This window comes from Polaribacter sp. MED152 (assembly GCF_000152945.2).
Classification (GTDB): Bacteria; Bacteroidota; Bacteroidia; order Flavobacteriales; family Flavobacteriaceae; genus Polaribacter.
Map to the genome: position 1 here is coordinate 436,390 of NC_020830.1, position 14,939 is coordinate 451,328.

16 protein-coding genes are annotated in these 14,939 nt (G+C 29.9%); 12 read left to right on the forward strand and 4 right to left on the reverse strand.

Going from position 1 to position 14,939, the window contains the following annotated elements:
* Nucleotides 1-117 precede the first annotated feature (117 nt).
* From MED152_RS01990 to hisIE, 10 genes are all read left to right on the forward strand, one after another.
* Entirely contained in the window at nucleotides 118-1,443 is a 1,326-nt protein-coding gene (locus MED152_RS01990) for a dicarboxylate/amino acid:cation symporter (RefSeq protein WP_015480175.1), read from the forward strand.
* Between the two features lie 9 nt (nucleotides 1,444-1,452).
* Nucleotides 1,453-1,782 carry a hypothetical protein gene (locus MED152_RS01995; RefSeq protein ID WP_015480176.1) on the forward strand — a complete coding sequence of 110 codons (330 nt, stop codon included), beginning with the start codon at nucleotides 1,453-1,455 and terminating at the stop codon, nucleotides 1,780-1,782.
* A 244-nt stretch (nucleotides 1,783-2,026) separates the two neighbouring features.
* Complete coding sequence (gene hisG, locus MED152_RS02000; RefSeq protein ID WP_015480177.1) at nucleotides 2,027-2,884, forward strand: ATP phosphoribosyltransferase; 858 nt, start codon at nucleotides 2,027-2,029, stop codon at nucleotides 2,882-2,884.
* A gap of 10 nt (nucleotides 2,885-2,894) precedes the next feature.
* Complete coding sequence (hisD, locus tag MED152_RS02005; RefSeq protein WP_015480178.1) at nucleotides 2,895-4,178, forward strand: histidinol dehydrogenase; 1,284 nt, start codon at nucleotides 2,895-2,897, stop codon at nucleotides 4,176-4,178.
* Nucleotide 4,179: 1 nt separating this feature from the next.
* The gene (gene hisC, locus MED152_RS02010) at nucleotides 4,180-5,226 is read left to right on the forward strand and encodes a histidinol-phosphate transaminase (protein ID WP_015480179.1); all 1,047 of its coding nucleotides are present in this window, start codon (nucleotides 4,180-4,182) and stop codon (nucleotides 5,224-5,226) included.
* Nucleotides 5,219-6,358 carry a bifunctional histidinol-phosphatase/imidazoleglycerol-phosphate dehydratase HisB gene (gene hisB / locus MED152_RS02015; protein WP_015480180.1) on the forward strand — a complete coding sequence of 380 codons (1,140 nt, stop codon included), beginning with the start codon at nucleotides 5,219-5,221 and terminating at the stop codon, nucleotides 6,356-6,358. The genes hisC and hisB overlap by 8 nt, the downstream gene beginning before the upstream one ends.
* Nucleotides 6,359-6,390: 32 nt before the next feature.
* Nucleotides 6,391-6,972, forward strand: coding sequence for an imidazole glycerol phosphate synthase subunit HisH (gene hisH / locus MED152_RS02020; protein WP_015480181.1), 582 nt, complete (start codon nucleotides 6,391-6,393; stop codon nucleotides 6,970-6,972).
* Between the two features lies 1 nt (nucleotide 6,973).
* Nucleotides 6,974-7,711 (forward strand): 1-(5-phosphoribosyl)-5-[(5-phosphoribosylamino)methylideneamino]imidazole-4-carboxamide isomerase, encoded by a 738-nt coding sequence (gene hisA, locus MED152_RS02025; protein ID WP_015480182.1) that lies wholly within the window; start codon nucleotides 6,974-6,976, stop codon nucleotides 7,709-7,711.
* 64 nt (nucleotides 7,712-7,775) lie between these two features.
* A complete protein-coding gene (gene hisF, locus MED152_RS02030; protein ID WP_041383789.1) occupies nucleotides 7,776-8,531 on the forward strand; it encodes an imidazole glycerol phosphate synthase subunit HisF in 756 nt (251 codons plus the stop codon).
* Nucleotides 8,532-8,549: 18 nt separating this feature from the next.
* Complete coding sequence (hisIE, locus tag MED152_RS02035) at nucleotides 8,550-9,149, forward strand: bifunctional phosphoribosyl-AMP cyclohydrolase/phosphoribosyl-ATP diphosphatase HisIE (protein ID WP_015480184.1); 600 nt, start codon at nucleotides 8,550-8,552, stop codon at nucleotides 9,147-9,149.
* A gap of 38 nt (nucleotides 9,150-9,187) precedes the next feature.
* On the opposite strand, the gene MED152_RS02040 is transcribed toward hisIE, so the two are convergent.
* From MED152_RS02040 to MED152_RS02055, 4 genes are all read right to left on the reverse strand, one after another.
* Nucleotides 9,188-9,469, reverse strand: a complete 282-nt coding sequence (locus MED152_RS02040; RefSeq protein ID WP_015480185.1) for a hypothetical protein — start codon at nucleotides 9,467-9,469, stop codon at nucleotides 9,188-9,190.
* An 8-nt stretch (nucleotides 9,470-9,477) separates the two neighbouring features.
* A complete protein-coding gene (locus MED152_RS02045) occupies nucleotides 9,478-9,633 on the reverse strand; it encodes a YqaE/Pmp3 family membrane protein (protein WP_015480186.1) in 156 nt (51 codons plus the stop codon).
* 227 nt (nucleotides 9,634-9,860) lie between these two features.
* On the reverse strand, nucleotides 9,861-10,808 hold the full coding sequence (locus MED152_RS02050) for a TraB family protein (RefSeq protein WP_015480187.1): 948 nt from the start codon (nucleotides 10,806-10,808) through the stop codon (nucleotides 9,861-9,863).
* A gap of 93 nt (nucleotides 10,809-10,901) precedes the next feature.
* On the reverse strand, nucleotides 10,902-11,699 hold the full coding sequence (locus MED152_RS02055; RefSeq protein WP_015480188.1) for a LytTR family DNA-binding domain-containing protein: 798 nt from the start codon (nucleotides 11,697-11,699) through the stop codon (nucleotides 10,902-10,904).
* Nucleotides 11,700-11,811: 112 nt separating this feature from the next.
* Between MED152_RS02055 and MED152_RS02060 the strand changes: the two genes are divergently transcribed.
* Nucleotides 11,812-12,699 carry an EamA family transporter gene (locus MED152_RS02060; protein ID WP_041383306.1) on the forward strand — a complete coding sequence of 296 codons (888 nt, stop codon included), beginning with the start codon at nucleotides 11,812-11,814 and terminating at the stop codon, nucleotides 12,697-12,699.
* Nucleotides 12,700-12,991: 292 nt separating this feature from the next.
* Nucleotides 12,992-14,878 (forward strand): T9SS type A sorting domain-containing protein, encoded by a 1,887-nt coding sequence (locus tag MED152_RS13340; protein WP_015480190.1) that lies wholly within the window; start codon nucleotides 12,992-12,994, stop codon nucleotides 14,876-14,878.
* The last annotated feature ends 61 nt before the right edge of the window (nucleotides 14,879-14,939 follow it).

Genomic DNA, 14,939 nt, shown 5'->3' on the forward strand with positions numbered 1-14,939 from the left:
TTTATGTGTAATTTTTATGATTGATATTCGGTTTTAAAAACACAATATACAAAGAAATACCCTCATGTTTTTAAATAATTTTCTATCTTTCAGCCTTAAATAATTTTAAATAGATAGATGAAGAAATTAGCATTACATTGGAAGATTTTAATAGGAATGGTTCTTGGAATTCTTTTTGGTTTTATAATGAATTCTATAGATGGTGGTAAAGGTTTTGTCACAGATTGGATTAAACCATTTGGAACCATATTTATCAATCTTTTAAAGTTAATTGCTGTTCCTTTAATTTTAGCATCATTAATAAAAGGTATATCAGATTTAAAAGATATTTCTAAGATAAAAAAAATGGGTCTTAGAACTATGATTATTTATATGATGACTACGTTAGTTGCTATTGTAATAGGGTTAGGTATCGTAAATTTAGTAAAACCAGGTACAGGAATGTCTGCAGATACCATAGAAAAAATTAAAGCGAAATACGAAACTTCTTCTGGAGTTGTAGATAAATTAACCAAAGCTTCTGCTCAAAACGATGCAGGGCCATTACAAGCTCTTGTAGATATATTTCCAAGCAACATTTTTAATGCTTTGGGTAATGCAAGCATGTTGCAAATAATATTTTTTGCATTATTCGTGGGTATTTCATTATTGTTAATTCCAGAGAAAAAAGCAAAACCATTAATGGACTTTTTTGATTCATTAAATGAAGTTGTAATGAAAATGGTAGATTTAATCATGTTATTTGCACCTTATGCAGTTTTTGCATTATTGGCAAACGTTATAATTGCTTTTGATGATACAGAAATTTTACTAAAACTTTTAGTCTATGCACTATGTGTTGTGGGTGGTTTATTATTAATGATAGGTTTCTATCTTTTATTAGTAAGTGTTTACACAAAAAAATCACCAGTTTGGTTTTTAAAACAAATTAGTCCAGCACAATTATTAGCGTTTTCAACAAGTTCAAGTGCAGCCACATTGCCTGTAACTATGGAAAGAGTTGAAGAGCATATAGGTGTTGATAAAGAGGTTTCTGGTTTTGTGCTTCCTGTTGGTGCAACTATTAATATGGATGGAACAAGTTTATACCAAGCGATTGCAGCCGTATTTATTATGCAAGTAGTTTGGCCAGAAGGTTTATCTTTTTCAAATCAATTAATTATTGTTGCTACAGCATTATTAGCCTCTATTGGTTCAGCAGCTGTGCCAAGTGCAGGTATGGTTATGTTAGTAATTGTATTAGAATCTATTAATTTTCCATCTGAATTATTGCCAATTGGTTTAGCCTTAATTTTTGCAGTGGATAGACCTTTAGACATGTGTAGAACTACCGTAAACGTTACTGGTGATGCTACTGTTTCTATGATTGTTGCAAAATCTTTAGGTAAATTGAATGATCCTAAACCCAAAAATTGGGATGACAATTATGATGCCGTTAAATAACTGAAAGTGATGAATACTTTAAATTGGAGTAAAAAAGAATTCGAAGTTTATGTACTTCTTTTCGCAGCTCATTGCAATCATTTCGAATCTCAAGAAGAGCAGGAATATATTTTAAATAGGGTTGATGAAAATTTGTATAACAAAATTCATACAGAAGTTGTTATTGATTCTGAAGAAACAAATTTGAATAAAATTCAACAATATTTATCAGAAAATGATTTTTCACAGTCAGAAAAAGAAGCTTTAATTAAAGATATTAAAAATGTATTTTTTGCAGATGGTACAGTAGATGCTATAGAAAAGAAGATTTTTGCACTGCTTAAAAAAATTATAGATTAATTATTTAACAAAAATTTTCAGCTTTAGTTTTTGGTATAATTAAAATAAAAGTAAGATATTTGTAACAACAAAATAAGACATGACATTTATTCAAAATCATCATCATCATTTTTACAATTGCTCTCAAGCGATTTAAAAATGTATTGAATAAATTCAAGATATTTATAAACCTGTTTGAGCAAATCAAACAGGTTTTTATTTTTAAACCGAATTTGCTCAAACCACTTTTAATTAAAATTTAAAAATGAGTTATTTAAGAATTGCAGTACAAAAATCAGGAAGATTAAATGAAGATTCAATGAGAATCTTAAAAGACATTGGAATTTCTATAGACAATGGTAAAGATCAGTTAAAAGCAGCTGCTAGAGATTTTCCTGTAGAAGTATTTTATTTAAGAAATGGTGATATTCCTCAATATTTAAGAGATGGAGTAGTAGATGCAGCCATTATTGGTGAGAATGTTTTAATTGAAAAAGGGAGCGATTTAGATTTTGTAGAACGTTTAGGTTTTTCTAAATGTAGAGTATCAATTGCTGTTCCAAAAGATTCTAAAGCAAATTCTTTAAAAGATTTAGAAGGCAAAAGAATAGCAACTTCTTATCCAGAAACTGTAAAACAGTTTTTGAAAAAACAAAATATAGATGCTCAATTGCACATCATTAACGGTTCTGTAGAAATTGCACCAAATATAGGGCTTGCAGATGGTATTTGTGATATTGTTTCAAGTGGTAGTACATTATTTAAAAACGGACTAAAGGAAATTGAAGTACTATTAAAATCGGAAGCTGTTTTAGCAGTCTCTCCACAAATAGATGAAGAAAGAAAACAAATTTTAGAGAAAATACAGTTTCGAATTCAGTCTGTTTTAAAAGCAAGAAACTCAAAGTATGTACTTTTAAATGCACCTAATAATAAATTAGATAAAATTTTAGATTTATTACCAGGTATGAGAAGTCCAACTGTTTTACCATTAGCAGAAGAAGGTTGGAGTTCAGTTCACACTGTAATTAGTAAGAATGATTTTTGGGAGATGATAGATGAGTTGAAAGCCAATGGTGCAGAAGGCATTTTGGTATGTCCAATAGAAAAAATGGTACTTTAATATTTTTACAATGAAGGTTATTTTAAATCCTAAAAAAGAAACTTGGTCTAAAATACTAGAAAGACCAACAAAAACTGTAGATGATATTGAAGCTTCAGTTTCTAGAATTTTTAAAGAAGTTCAAGAAACAGGTGATGATGCTGTTAATAAATATACCAACCAGTTTGATCAAGTTCAGTTAGCCTCTAATTTGGTTTCTGAAGAAGAAATAAAAAATGCAGCAAACAATGTTTCTGAAAGTTTAAAAACAGCTATTAATACTGCATATAATAATATTAGTAAGTTTCACGAGGCGCAGAAAACAAGTAAGGTTGCTGTAGAAACTACGAATGGTGTAAAATGTTGGCAGGAAAAAAGACCTATCCAAAAAGTAGGTTTATACATTCCAGGAGGGACAGCTCCTCTTTTTTCTACAGTGCTAATGTTAGCAATTCCTGCTCAAATTGCAGGTTGCAAAGAAATTGTTTTATGCTCACCACCAAATTCAGAAGGTGAGATCAATCCAGCCATATTATATACCGCTAATTTATGTGGTGTAACTAAAATAATTAAAGTTGGAGGTATACAGGCCATAGCTGGTTTAACTTTTGGTACTGCAAATATTCCACAAGTTTATAAAATTTTTGGACCAGGAAATCAATACGTAACAGTTGCAAAACAATTGGCTACAAAATTTGGTGTTGCCATTGATATGCCTGCAGGACCTAGTGAATTGTTAGTAGTTGCAGATGATGCAGCTAAAGCAAGTTATGTAGCTTCAGATTTATTAAGCCAAGCAGAACATGGAGTAGATTCTCAAGTCATCCTGGTGTCAACTTCTCAACAATTGATTGATGATGTTGAAATTGAATTAAATACTCAAATTGAACAATTGTCTAGAAAAGAAATCGCTAAAAAGGCCATTGCAAATTCAAAATCTATTCTGGTTGATAATGATGAAATAGCATTAGATTTAATAAACGATTATGGTCCAGAACACTTTATAGTTTGTACTAAAGACAATGATTATTATATAGATAACATAGCAAATGCTGGTTCTGTTTTTATTGGTAATTATACTCCAGAAAGTGCAGGAGATTATGCTTCAGGAACAAACCATACATTACCAACAAACGGATTTTCTAAAGCCTATTCAGGTGTTAACCTAGATAGCTTTATGAAAAGTATTACGTTTCAAGAAATATCTAAAGAAGGAATTTTAGATATTGGTAGTGCCATAGAAATTATGGCTGCAGCAGAAGGTTTAGATGCGCACAAAAATGCGGTGACACTTCGTTTAAAAGATTTGCAATAATATGAATGTTTTAGATTTAGTTAGAGATAATATTAAAAATATTAAACCTTATTCATCAGCTAGAGATGAATATAAAGATGCTACTTCAGAAAGTATGATTTTCTTAGATGCTAATGAAAATCCTTTCGAAAATGGTGTAAATCGTTATCCTGATCCTCAACAAAATGATGTAAAAGAAATTTTGTCAACTATTAAAAATGTTGGTAAAGAAAATATTCTATTAGGTAATGGAAGTGATGAAGTTTTAGATCTAATTTTCAGAGCCTTTTGTGAACCAAATCAGGATAATATCATCACATTACCACCAACTTACGGTATGTACAGTGTTTTGGCAAATATCAATGCAATTACAAATACAGAAGTGCTATTGTCATCAGATTTTCAGCCAAAGGTTCAACAGATTTTAGAATTGGCTGATGAACATAGTAAAATTTTGTTTTTATGTTCACCAAACAATCCGTCAGGAAATAGCTTTTCAACAGAAAATGTTAAAGAACTACTGAACAAATTTAAAGGTTTAGTGGTTGTAGATGAAGCATATATTGATTTTTCAGATCAACAAAGTTGGTTAAATCGTTTAGAAGAATTTCCAAACTTAATAATTACCCAGACACTTTCTAAAGCTTATGGTTTAGCAGGTATTCGATTAGGAGTTTGTTATGCATCCAAAGAGATTATTGCTGTTTTAAATTCAATAAAACCACCTTATAACGTTAATGAACTTACGCAACAAAGAGCTTACGAGCGTTTAAATAATAAGGATCAAGTAGCTGCAGAAATTAAAGCAATTAAAATTGAAAGAGAAAAACTAATACAGTCTTTAGAGCTTATAAATTATGTAGATAAAATTTATCCTTCAGATTGTAATTTTGTTTTAGTAAAGGTAGATGATGCCACAAAGAGATACAATCAGTTAATAAATTTGGGCATTGTAGTTAGAAATAGAACTACCCAACCTTTATGCGAAAATTGTTTAAGATTTACAGTTGGAACTGAGGAAGAAAACATAAGATTATTGGAAGCTTTAAAAGAATTACAAAATGGCTAAAAAAGTACTTTTTATAGATAGAGATGGAACTTTAGTATTAGAACCACCTGTAGATTATCAATTAGATAGTTTAGAAAAATTAGAATATTACCCAAAGGTATTTCAATATATGGCTAAATTAGCCAACGAGCTAGATTATGAATTGGTAATGGTTACCAATCAAGATGGTTTAGGTACAGATTCGTTTCCTGAAGATACATTTTGGCCTGCACAGAATAAAATTATCTCAGCATTTGAGAAAGAAGGAGTTGTGTTTTCTGAAGTTTGTATTGATAAAACTTTTCCTCATGAAAATGCAGAAACTCGCAAACCTAGAACAGGTTTGTTAACCAAATATTTTTCTGAAGAATATGATTTAGAGAATTCTTTTGTTTTAGGTGATAGAATTACAGATATGGAACTAGCAAAGAATTTAGGAGCAAAAGGTATTTATTTATCTGAGAACCCAGATTTAGGTGCAGATGAAATTGAAAGTTCGAAAAAAGAAATTATAGACGCAATTGCTTTAACAAGCACAGATTGGGCAAAAATCTATGAATTTTTAAAATTGCAAGATCGTGTTGCAGAAATCACTAGAAATACCAATGAAACTAAAATTTATATCAAACTAAATTTAGACGGTTCAGGTAAAAATGATATTGATACTGGTTTAAAATTCTTCGATCACATGTTAGATCAAATTGGTAGGCATGGAAATATGGATTTAACCATAAAGGTCGATGGCGATTTAGAAGTGGATGAGCATCATACAATAGAAGATACCATGATTGCTTTTGGAGAGTTGTTCCACAAAGCTCTAGGCAATAAATTAGGTATTGAAAGATATGGTTTTTGTTTACCTATGGATGATTGTTTAGCACAAGTTGCTGTAGATTTTGGAGGTAGAAATTGGTTAGAATGGGATGCTGAATTTAAACGAGAAATGATTGGTGATATGCCAACAGAAATGTTTTATCACTTGTTTAAATCATTCACAGATGGTGCTAAGTGCAATTTAAATATTAAAGCAGAAGGTGTAAATGAACACCACAAAATAGAAGGTATTTTTAAAGCTTTTGCAAAAGCGATGAAAATGGCAGTGAAAAGAGATGCTAATAAAATGTTTTTACCCTCAACAAAAGGAATGTTATAAAAAGCTGTTTGCCAATAGCAAAAAGATATTAAATGAAATTAGTAATTATTGATTATGGTGCAGGAAACATTAAAAGCATTCAATTTGCTTTTAAAAGGTTAGGTGTAGAAGCTGTTTTATCAAATAATATTGATGAAATTAAAGCTGCGGATAAAGTAATTTTTCCTGGTGTTGGTGAAGCAAGTTCAGCAATGCAAATGTTAAAGGAAAGTGGTTTAGATAAAGTAATACCTACTTTAACACAACCTGTTTTGGGTATTTGTTTGGGTATGCAACTAATGTGCAATTCATCTGAAGAAGGCAATACCAAAGGTTTAGCAATTTTTGATGTAGCTATTAAGAAGTTTTCTGAAAATGTGAAAGTACCTCAAATGGGTTGGAATGTTATTTACAATTTAAAATCAGACTTATTTAAAGGCATAAAAGAAAAAGAATTCATGTATTTGGTACACAGTTTTTATGCAGAAAATTGTAAGGAAGCTATAGCTACAACAGATTATGAAATAGAATATGCATCTGCACTACAAAAAGATAATTTTTACGGAGTACAATTTCATCCAGAGAAATCATCTAAAGCAGGTGAACAAATATTAAAGAACTTCTTAGAATTATAAAATGAGAATAATTCCAGCAATAGATATTATAGATGGTAAATGTGTTCGTTTAACAAAGGGCGATTACAATACCAAAAAAATATATAATAAGAATCCAATTGAGGTTGCCAAAGAATTTGAAGATTCTGGTATAAAGTATTTACATGTAGTAGATTTAGATGGCGCAAAAGCAAGTGAAATCATCAATTATAAGGTACTAGAACAAATTGCAACAAAAACCAATTTAAAAATAGATTTTGGTGGTGGTTTAAAGTCTGATAAAGATCTAGAAATTGCTTTTAACTCTGGTGCAAACCAAATTACAGGTGGTAGCATTGCTGTTAAAAATCCGACTATTTTTGAAAATTGGATTTCTAAATATGGTGCAGAGAAAATAATATTAGGTGCAGATTTTTATCCTGATACTTCAGGAGGAAAAATAGCAACCAATGGTTGGCAAGAAGAAAGTAGTTTGGCTTTAATTCCTTTTGTAGCTGATTATCAGAAAAAAGGAATTCAATATGTTATTTGCACAGATATTTCTAAAGATGGTATGTTGCAAGGCCCGAGTTTCGAAGTTTATTCAGAGTTGTTGGCTTCTGTAAATCCTTTAAAACTAATTGCTTCTGGTGGTATTTCTACTTTTGAAGAAATTCCAAAATTAGCCGAGAATGGTTGTGAAGGTGTTATTATAGGCAAAGCCATTTATGAGAATAAAATCAGTTTAAAACAATTAGAACAATTTATCATTAATAAATAGCCTTAAGCTATTAGCGTTTAGCACTTTGCTAAAAGTTAAAAGCCAAATGGCAAAAGCTATCATAATGTTAACAAAAAGAATTATTCCTTGTTTAGATATTAAAAACGGACGAACTGTAAAAGGTGTGAATTTCGTGAATTTAATTGATGCAGGAGACCCAGTAGTATTAGCAAAACAATATGCAGATTTAGGTGCAGACGAACTTGTTTTTCTAGATATAGCTGCCACATTAGAGAATAGAGGCACAACTCTAGATATGGTTTTAAAAGTAGCAGAACAAGTTAATATTCCGTTTACTGTTGGTGGTGGAATTTCTTCTGTAGATCATGTAAATGCGCTTTTAAAATGTGGCGCAGACAAGGTTTCTATAAATTCATCTGCAGTAAAAAGACCAGATTTAATCAATGAATTATCAGAAAAATTTGGTAGTCAATGTGTGGTTGTTGCCATAGATGCAAAGCAAGTTGATGGTGAATGGCTCGTTCATTTGGCTGGAGGTACAATTCCTACAGATATCAATCTTTTTGAATGGGCAAAGGAAGTTGAAAAACGTGGAGCAGGAGAAATTTTGTTTACATCCATGAACAATGATGGCACTAAAGCAGGTTTTGCAAACGAAGCTTTAGCAAAATTATCAACAGAATTAAATATACCAATCATAGCCTCTGGAGGTGCAGGTTCTGTACAGCATTTTATTGATACTTTTGTAGACGGTAAATCTGATGCTGCATTAGCTGCAAGTGTATTTCACTTTGGTGAAATTCCTATTCCAGATTTAAAACAAGAATTAAAAGAAAATAATATTCCAATTCGATTATAAATACCAATTTTAAAACTGATGACAATAGATTTTAATAAAAATAATGATGGGTTAGTGCCAGCAATCATACAAGATGCTACAACAAAAAATGTTTTGATGTTGGGGTATATGAATCAGGAAGCTTACAATAAAACCTTAAAAACCAATAAGGTTACTTTTTTTTCCAGATCTAAAAATAGATTATGGACTAAGGGCGAGGAAAGTGGAAATGTTTTGCATTTGGTAGATATTAAGAACGATTGTGATAATGATTCATTACTTATTCAGGTAAATCCTAAAGGACCAACTTGTCATAAAGGTTCAGATACCTGTTGGAATGAGGATAACACATCTAATTTCGGTTTTTTATCAACCTTAGAAAACGTAATTAGTGAGAGAGTTGCCAACAAAGAAACTAAGAAATCTTATGTGGCTAGCTTATTTGATAAAGGAATAAATAAAATTGCTCAAAAAGTAGGAGAGGAGGCTGTAGAAACAGTAATTGAAGCTATGGATAACAATGATGAGTTGTTCTTATACGAATCTGCAGATTTACTTTTTCATTATTTAATGTTACTGCAAGCTAAAGGCTTTACTTTAAAAGATATTGAAGCCGAATTAATAAAAAGACAGAAATAAAAAAAGCCTCACAATTGTGAGGCTTTTTTTTATTGTTATTAGTTTATAGTATCAATCTCTAAATTTTCATTGTCATCACTTCCTAAGCTATACAATTGATTCTCTTCATCTTTTAGAGATTTTTTAGAAGTTGATTTTGGTATTTTTCTACCAGGTACATCTAATTCTTTCCCTATAAAATCTGGTTCGTTTACTTTGTTTTTAAGCAATTCGTCATCACCATTATCATTTCTTAAATTACCAGCTTTATCACCTAAAGCTTGTAAATCGTCTTTTGTAATTTCTGAATTATAATCTATTTCTTTCTCTTTCTCTTTCATAATATTTTTTATTTACTGTTTACATAAAATGCATGTATTACTCCTGGTAACCAACCTAAAATGGTTAATAATAAATTAATCAAAAAATCTTTACCTAAACCTTTATTTAAAAATACGGCTAATGGTGGTAATAAAATGCTTATTAAAATTGTTAAAATTGACATATTGTTTGTTTTTTTAGTTTCTATAACAAAATTAAACAACAAGTAAAGTTGGTTTTGTCTTAAAAGATTTTAATCTTAACTCTATTGAAAATATTATTTTTAATTTATTGAAATATAGTTATTTACATATAATTATTAAAGTAATCATTTAATTGTAGTATTTTTTCAAATAGAATAAACGCTCACAAAAGTGTGAGCGTTTTCCAATTAGAAGTAAAATAGAAAGTTTAATACTCGTTCATTAGAATAACTTTCAAATTCGGAAATCTTGTTTTAAGTTCCTTCTCTAAACCTATAACATGAGCTGCACCAACAACAACTAAGTTTTTGTATTTATCTAAATTCTCAATCTGATTAGCAATATTATTTGCCATTCGCATATTTCTTTCATTCCAATACTTTCTTCCTTCTTTACATCCTTCTGTATCTTCTATCACATAGCTAAAAGAACTCATTGTATGCAATCTATTTAAAGATTTTCTATTATTGGTATGTTTACCTAGCTTTCTAAATACAGCTGGTAAAATAGCTGAATTGTAATCTTTTTTATACAATTTAGAATTGGCTTCATTATTTCCATTTTTACTTCCTTCTCTAGCACATTTATTCCAAGCCTTATGATAAATTCCATTTGTTTGTTGATCATCCATATTTGTGACCTTAAGGTTTTGGTGTATGGCCAGTTTGTAAGTTAAATCTCCATCTTCATGTCTAGTAGGTTTTTTAGCACCTTGCAAACCATAATTTTTAATGTAGCTCATCAATTCATAATTGCCATTATCTCTTTTGTAGATATAAGATTTAATTAAATAATCAATTTCTGTAGATGTTAGCGCTTCAAATTTTTTGGCTGCAAGTGTTTCAAATTTATTGGCGTCAAACTGAAAATTCGATTTCATTTCTTCAGACATTTTATAAAACTCTTTATAGTTTTTAGACCAACCATTTTTAAGATAGTTCCAAGAAATACTATCATTTGGCATTGGTGATTCTACAAAAATTGCTTCAGGATTGTATTTTTTTGCAAAACGTAACATAGGTTTGTAGCTATGTTTTACAATTTTTGGCACTGTGTGCATTGTACCAATAATTACAACTTCTTTTTGATTTTCTTGTGCAACTGAATTAAAAATAGATACTAATAATAAAGTAAAAAGAGTGATTCTAGATTTCATAATGATGTTTTTAATGATTAAACTTTCTGATACAAAACTAGAAAGTAACCAAGTAAAAACTCAATAAATAAAGGCGATTGGGGTGAAATACAGTTATTCTGTGGTAGAATTCAAAACCGCTTTTACATCATTTTGATAGGTTCTGGAGACTGGTACTTCTATGTGGTGAAATAACAATACAAACAATTTACTTTTTTCTGTTTTCCATTGTAAAAAATGAAAAGGATTAATCAAATAAGAACGATGTGTTCTTAAAAGCAAAGGAAACTCATCTGCAACTGCAGATAGTTTATTTCTAATTAGACTCTTTTTAATTTCTCCATTAGATTTGTAAAAAACTTCTACATAATTGTCTGAAGATTTGATACAAACAATATCATTAAAAAATAAGCGTAAGCCTTCATAATTGCCTTCTCCTTTAATCTCTATCTTTTTTGCTTCAGTTTGCTTGTTTTTATATTTTCCAAAAGCAAATCTTCCAAAAATTATAATGGGCAAAATAGTTGCTAAAGCAGGTAGTATAATTCCAGTTAAATGATATTGAAAAGAATAAGGATTTCTGTCAGGCTGAACAACGTATAAATAAAAAAGTCTTGCAGCTATAATTGCTACTAAAACAAAAATAATTAGAAATAGAAGTTCTGTTTTTACATACCAATTTTTATCATTTTTGTAATATAAATATCGCTGAATAGGCAAGAACAGAGAATAACAGGTTGCGCCTAACAATCCATACAAAGGCAAATAAATCAGTTTTTCTGTACTTCCAAACTCGTTAACATCTAAAGGTTCTGTAAAGTATAAGAATATAAAAATCCATAAGGCTAAACCTAAAGCAATGATAAAGTGATGCTTTAAAGAAGAGTCAAAAGGATATTTTTGATGTAACAATAGGTTTAATTAAGGTCAATAGCTTATCAAATATAACTAAATATAAACATTCTGCTTTATTAATCTTTTAGAACTTTTTTAGTAGTATTTTTGACATCTAAATTTAGAGAAACTGAAAAATTCTAAGGTTTTAATAATACTTTCATTCATCTCCATTTATGTTATTTGGGGCTCTACTTATTTATTCAATAAAATAGCAGTTACAGAATTACCACCATTCTTTTTAGCTTCTATACGTTTTTTCGTAGCAGGAATTTTAATGATTATTATGGCTTTAATTTTAAAGCATCCTTTAAAAATATCAAGAAAGCAAATTCTAAATTCTGCAATAGCATCTTTTTTCTTTCTGGTGTATGGTAATGGAGTTTTTGTTTGGGCACTAAGATATGTAGATAGTGGCTTTGGTGCTTTAATAGCATCTACTCAACCTTTATTTGTATTGTTTTTGTTAAGATTGACGGACAGAAAACCTTTTCAAAAGAAATCTATTATTGGAGTTATTTTGGGAATGTTTGGTATGTATCTTTTGGTTAGTCAAAAAGAATTGGTAACCTCAGAATATACTTTGTTGGGTATTTTTATGATGCTAACGTGTGTTTTAAGCTGGAGTTATGGTAGTGTTTTTGTTTCTAAAGCAGATTTGCCCAAAAGCTTTTTAGTAACTACTGGTTATCAAATGTTGGTGGCAGGTGTTTGTTTAGTTGTAATGAGTCTTGGCTTTAATGAAACTTGGATTTCACCTATTAATTGGAGTGTAGAAGTTAAAATAGCCATGTCTTTATTAGTGGTTTTTGGAGGAATTATCGCATTTACGGCTTTTAATTATTTATTAAAAAAAGTGAGCCCCGAAAAAGTATCTACTTCTGCATACGTAAATCCTGTAATTGCACTTTTTATGGGTTGGTATTTTTTAGACGAAAAACTTAGTGCACAATCTTTTGTTGCATCTTGTATTTTACTTACGGGTGTTTATTTTATTACTTCAAGAAAAAGAAAGTAAATCACTTATTTATAGCGTTTTTTACTTGAATAAGACCTAAAATTAGATTTGAATATTTCTGATAAATATTTTTTAAAATCAAAAATCTAATTATACCACAACATTAATACAACATTAACTTTATTTTAAAATTTAGATTGATAATAAAACATCCTTAAGGCCTTGTATTTATTGATTAATTAAAATATTATAAAAATAATTAGTATTTGTATACTTTTTATGCATGTAAATTATATTAATGATAAATAGTTATAAGGTAATTTGAAAACAATTAATTCTAAATTCTTATATAATGAAAAAAATTACATTCTTAATTTTATTAATAACTTCTACAATGATTTCTGCACAGAATGGAACTGTAGATTTTGAATCTGGAGGCCAAGGTGATAGTTGGACTTGGACTGTAGATCAAAATGATTCCAATCCTCCACTAGAAATTGTAGATAATCCTAACACAGCAGGATTAAATACATCTGCTAAAGTGGCTAAGTTTACAGCAAAAGCTGCTGGAAATGATTGGGCACTAGTAATTAGTGATGATATTGGTTCTTTTACGTTTGATGATACTAACAGTCTTGTAAAGCTAATGGTAAGAAAAGACATTGCCTCAAATGTTGGTGTAAAATTTGAAGGGCCAGGAGGTGTTTTTAAAGAAATTAAAGTGGCTAGTTCAGTTACCAATGGTGATTGGGAAGAGTTAACTTTTGATTTTAAAACAGAAATTGGAGTTACCTACAACAAATTAGTAATCATTCCAGATTTTGATACAAGAAGTCAAGATAACATTGTTTATTTCGATAATTTAAGTTTTAATGCACAACCAGCAGATACTGTTAATTATAATCTAGAACCAATTGATTTTGAAGATGATGGCTTTGGTGCTAATTTCACATGGACAGTAGATCAAAATGATTCAAATCCTCCATTAGAAATTGTAGCTAATCCTAAAACTAACGGAGCAAATACTTCAGCTAAAGTAGCAAAGTTTACAGCAAAAGATGCTGGTAATGATTGGGCTCTTGTAATTAGTGATAATGTTGGTTCTTTTACTTTTGACGATACAAATAGTATTGTTAAAATAATGGTGAAAAAAGATGTAGCTTCAGATGTTGGTGTAAAGTTTGAAGGCCCAGCAAATGCTGCTAAAGAAATTAAAGTAGCTAACTCTGTTACTAATGGAGATTGGGAAGAGTTAACTTTTGATTTTACATCAGAAATTGGAGTTACTTATAATAAATTGGTAATTATTCCAGATTTTGCTGCTAGAAGTCAAGATAACATTGTTTATTTCGATAATTTAACATTCAATGCAAAAGCAGATGACACTAATAATGGTAATACTAATGTTGTAACAGTAGATCCTGCTGCTGCTTGGATAGGTTATATGACTGTAACAAATACGAGTGATGGTTTTGAATTTCAAGACTTCTGGGGATTTGCAGATTTAAAGTCATCTTTTGATGGACAAAACATAGTGCTGCAACCTAATTTTAGTACATATGCAGCAGCATTGAATGGTAATGATAATGATAGAGCTTATTGGACAAATTCTTCTGATGGAGGTGCAACAGCTGGTGATAAAGGGAATAAAAACATGCAAGCGTCTAGTTTTGTGGAGCCAGGAGACACTTTTAATGGTAAAGATTTAACTTTTCAAGGAACAATCAGCTCAAATACACTTAGTTCTGATTATACAGCAAAGTTTTTCATTAAAGCATTAGACCCAAGCAATAGTTATATTGATGTATTTAATGGTAGTAAAGTTATGGATTTACCAGCAAGTGGTAACTTTTCTATATCAGCTACAGCATCAGAATTGCCTGCAGGTTTAGTAATTCAATATGGTTTTGAAATTAAAGGTCTTAATGCAAATCCAGATGATGAAACTGCTTTAGGAAGTATTATCATAGAACCAAATACTACGTTAAGTACAGAAACGATAAATCAAATTTCCGTAAGTGCTTATCCCAATCCTTCAAAATCTAATTGGACAATTAGTACTCAAGATTCAAATATAGAAGCTATTGAAGTATATAATTTACTAGGTAAAAAAGTTTTTGTATCAACAGAAATTGGTAATAGAACAGTTATCAATTCTAATGGCTTAAGCCAAGGAGTTTATTTAGCTAAAATTAAAACAGATAGAGGCCAAATGACTTTAAAGCTAATAAAAGAATAAACACTCAAATCCAACATAAACTAAAAGGATGATCTTTAATGGTCATCCTTTTTTTATTTCT

Coding starts and splice junctions, on each gene's coding strand:
- MED152_RS01990 (WP_015480175.1), top strand. CDS start 118: ATGAAGAAATTAGCATTACATTGGAAGATTTTAATAGGAATGGTTCTT.
- MED152_RS01995 (WP_015480176.1), top strand. CDS start 1,453: ATGAATACTTTAAATTGGAGTAAAAAAGAATTCGAAGTTTATGTACTT.
- hisG (WP_015480177.1), top strand. CDS start 2,027: ATGAGTTATTTAAGAATTGCAGTACAAAAATCAGGAAGATTAAATGAA.
- hisD (WP_015480178.1), top strand. CDS start 2,895: ATGAAGGTTATTTTAAATCCTAAAAAAGAAACTTGGTCTAAAATACTA.
- hisC (WP_015480179.1), top strand. CDS start 4,180: ATGAATGTTTTAGATTTAGTTAGAGATAATATTAAAAATATTAAACCT.
- hisB (WP_015480180.1), top strand. CDS start 5,219: ATGGCTAAAAAAGTACTTTTTATAGATAGAGATGGAACTTTAGTATTA.
- hisH (WP_015480181.1), top strand. CDS start 6,391: ATGAAATTAGTAATTATTGATTATGGTGCAGGAAACATTAAAAGCATT.
- hisA (WP_015480182.1), top strand. CDS start 6,974: ATGAGAATAATTCCAGCAATAGATATTATAGATGGTAAATGTGTTCGT.
- hisF (WP_041383789.1), top strand. CDS start 7,776: ATGTTAACAAAAAGAATTATTCCTTGTTTAGATATTAAAAACGGACGA.
- hisIE (WP_015480184.1), top strand. CDS start 8,550: ATGACAATAGATTTTAATAAAAATAATGATGGGTTAGTGCCAGCAATC.
- MED152_RS02040 (WP_015480185.1), bottom strand. CDS start 9,469: ATGAAAGAGAAAGAGAAAGAAATAGATTATAATTCAGAAATTACAAAA.
- MED152_RS02045 (WP_015480186.1), bottom strand. CDS start 9,633: ATGTCAATTTTAACAATTTTAATAAGCATTTTATTACCACCATTAGCC.
- MED152_RS02050 (WP_015480187.1), bottom strand. CDS start 10,808: ATGAAATCTAGAATCACTCTTTTTACTTTATTATTAGTATCTATTTTT.
- MED152_RS13340 (WP_015480190.1), top strand. CDS start 12,992: ATGAAAAAAATTACATTCTTAATTTTATTAATAACTTCTACAATGATT.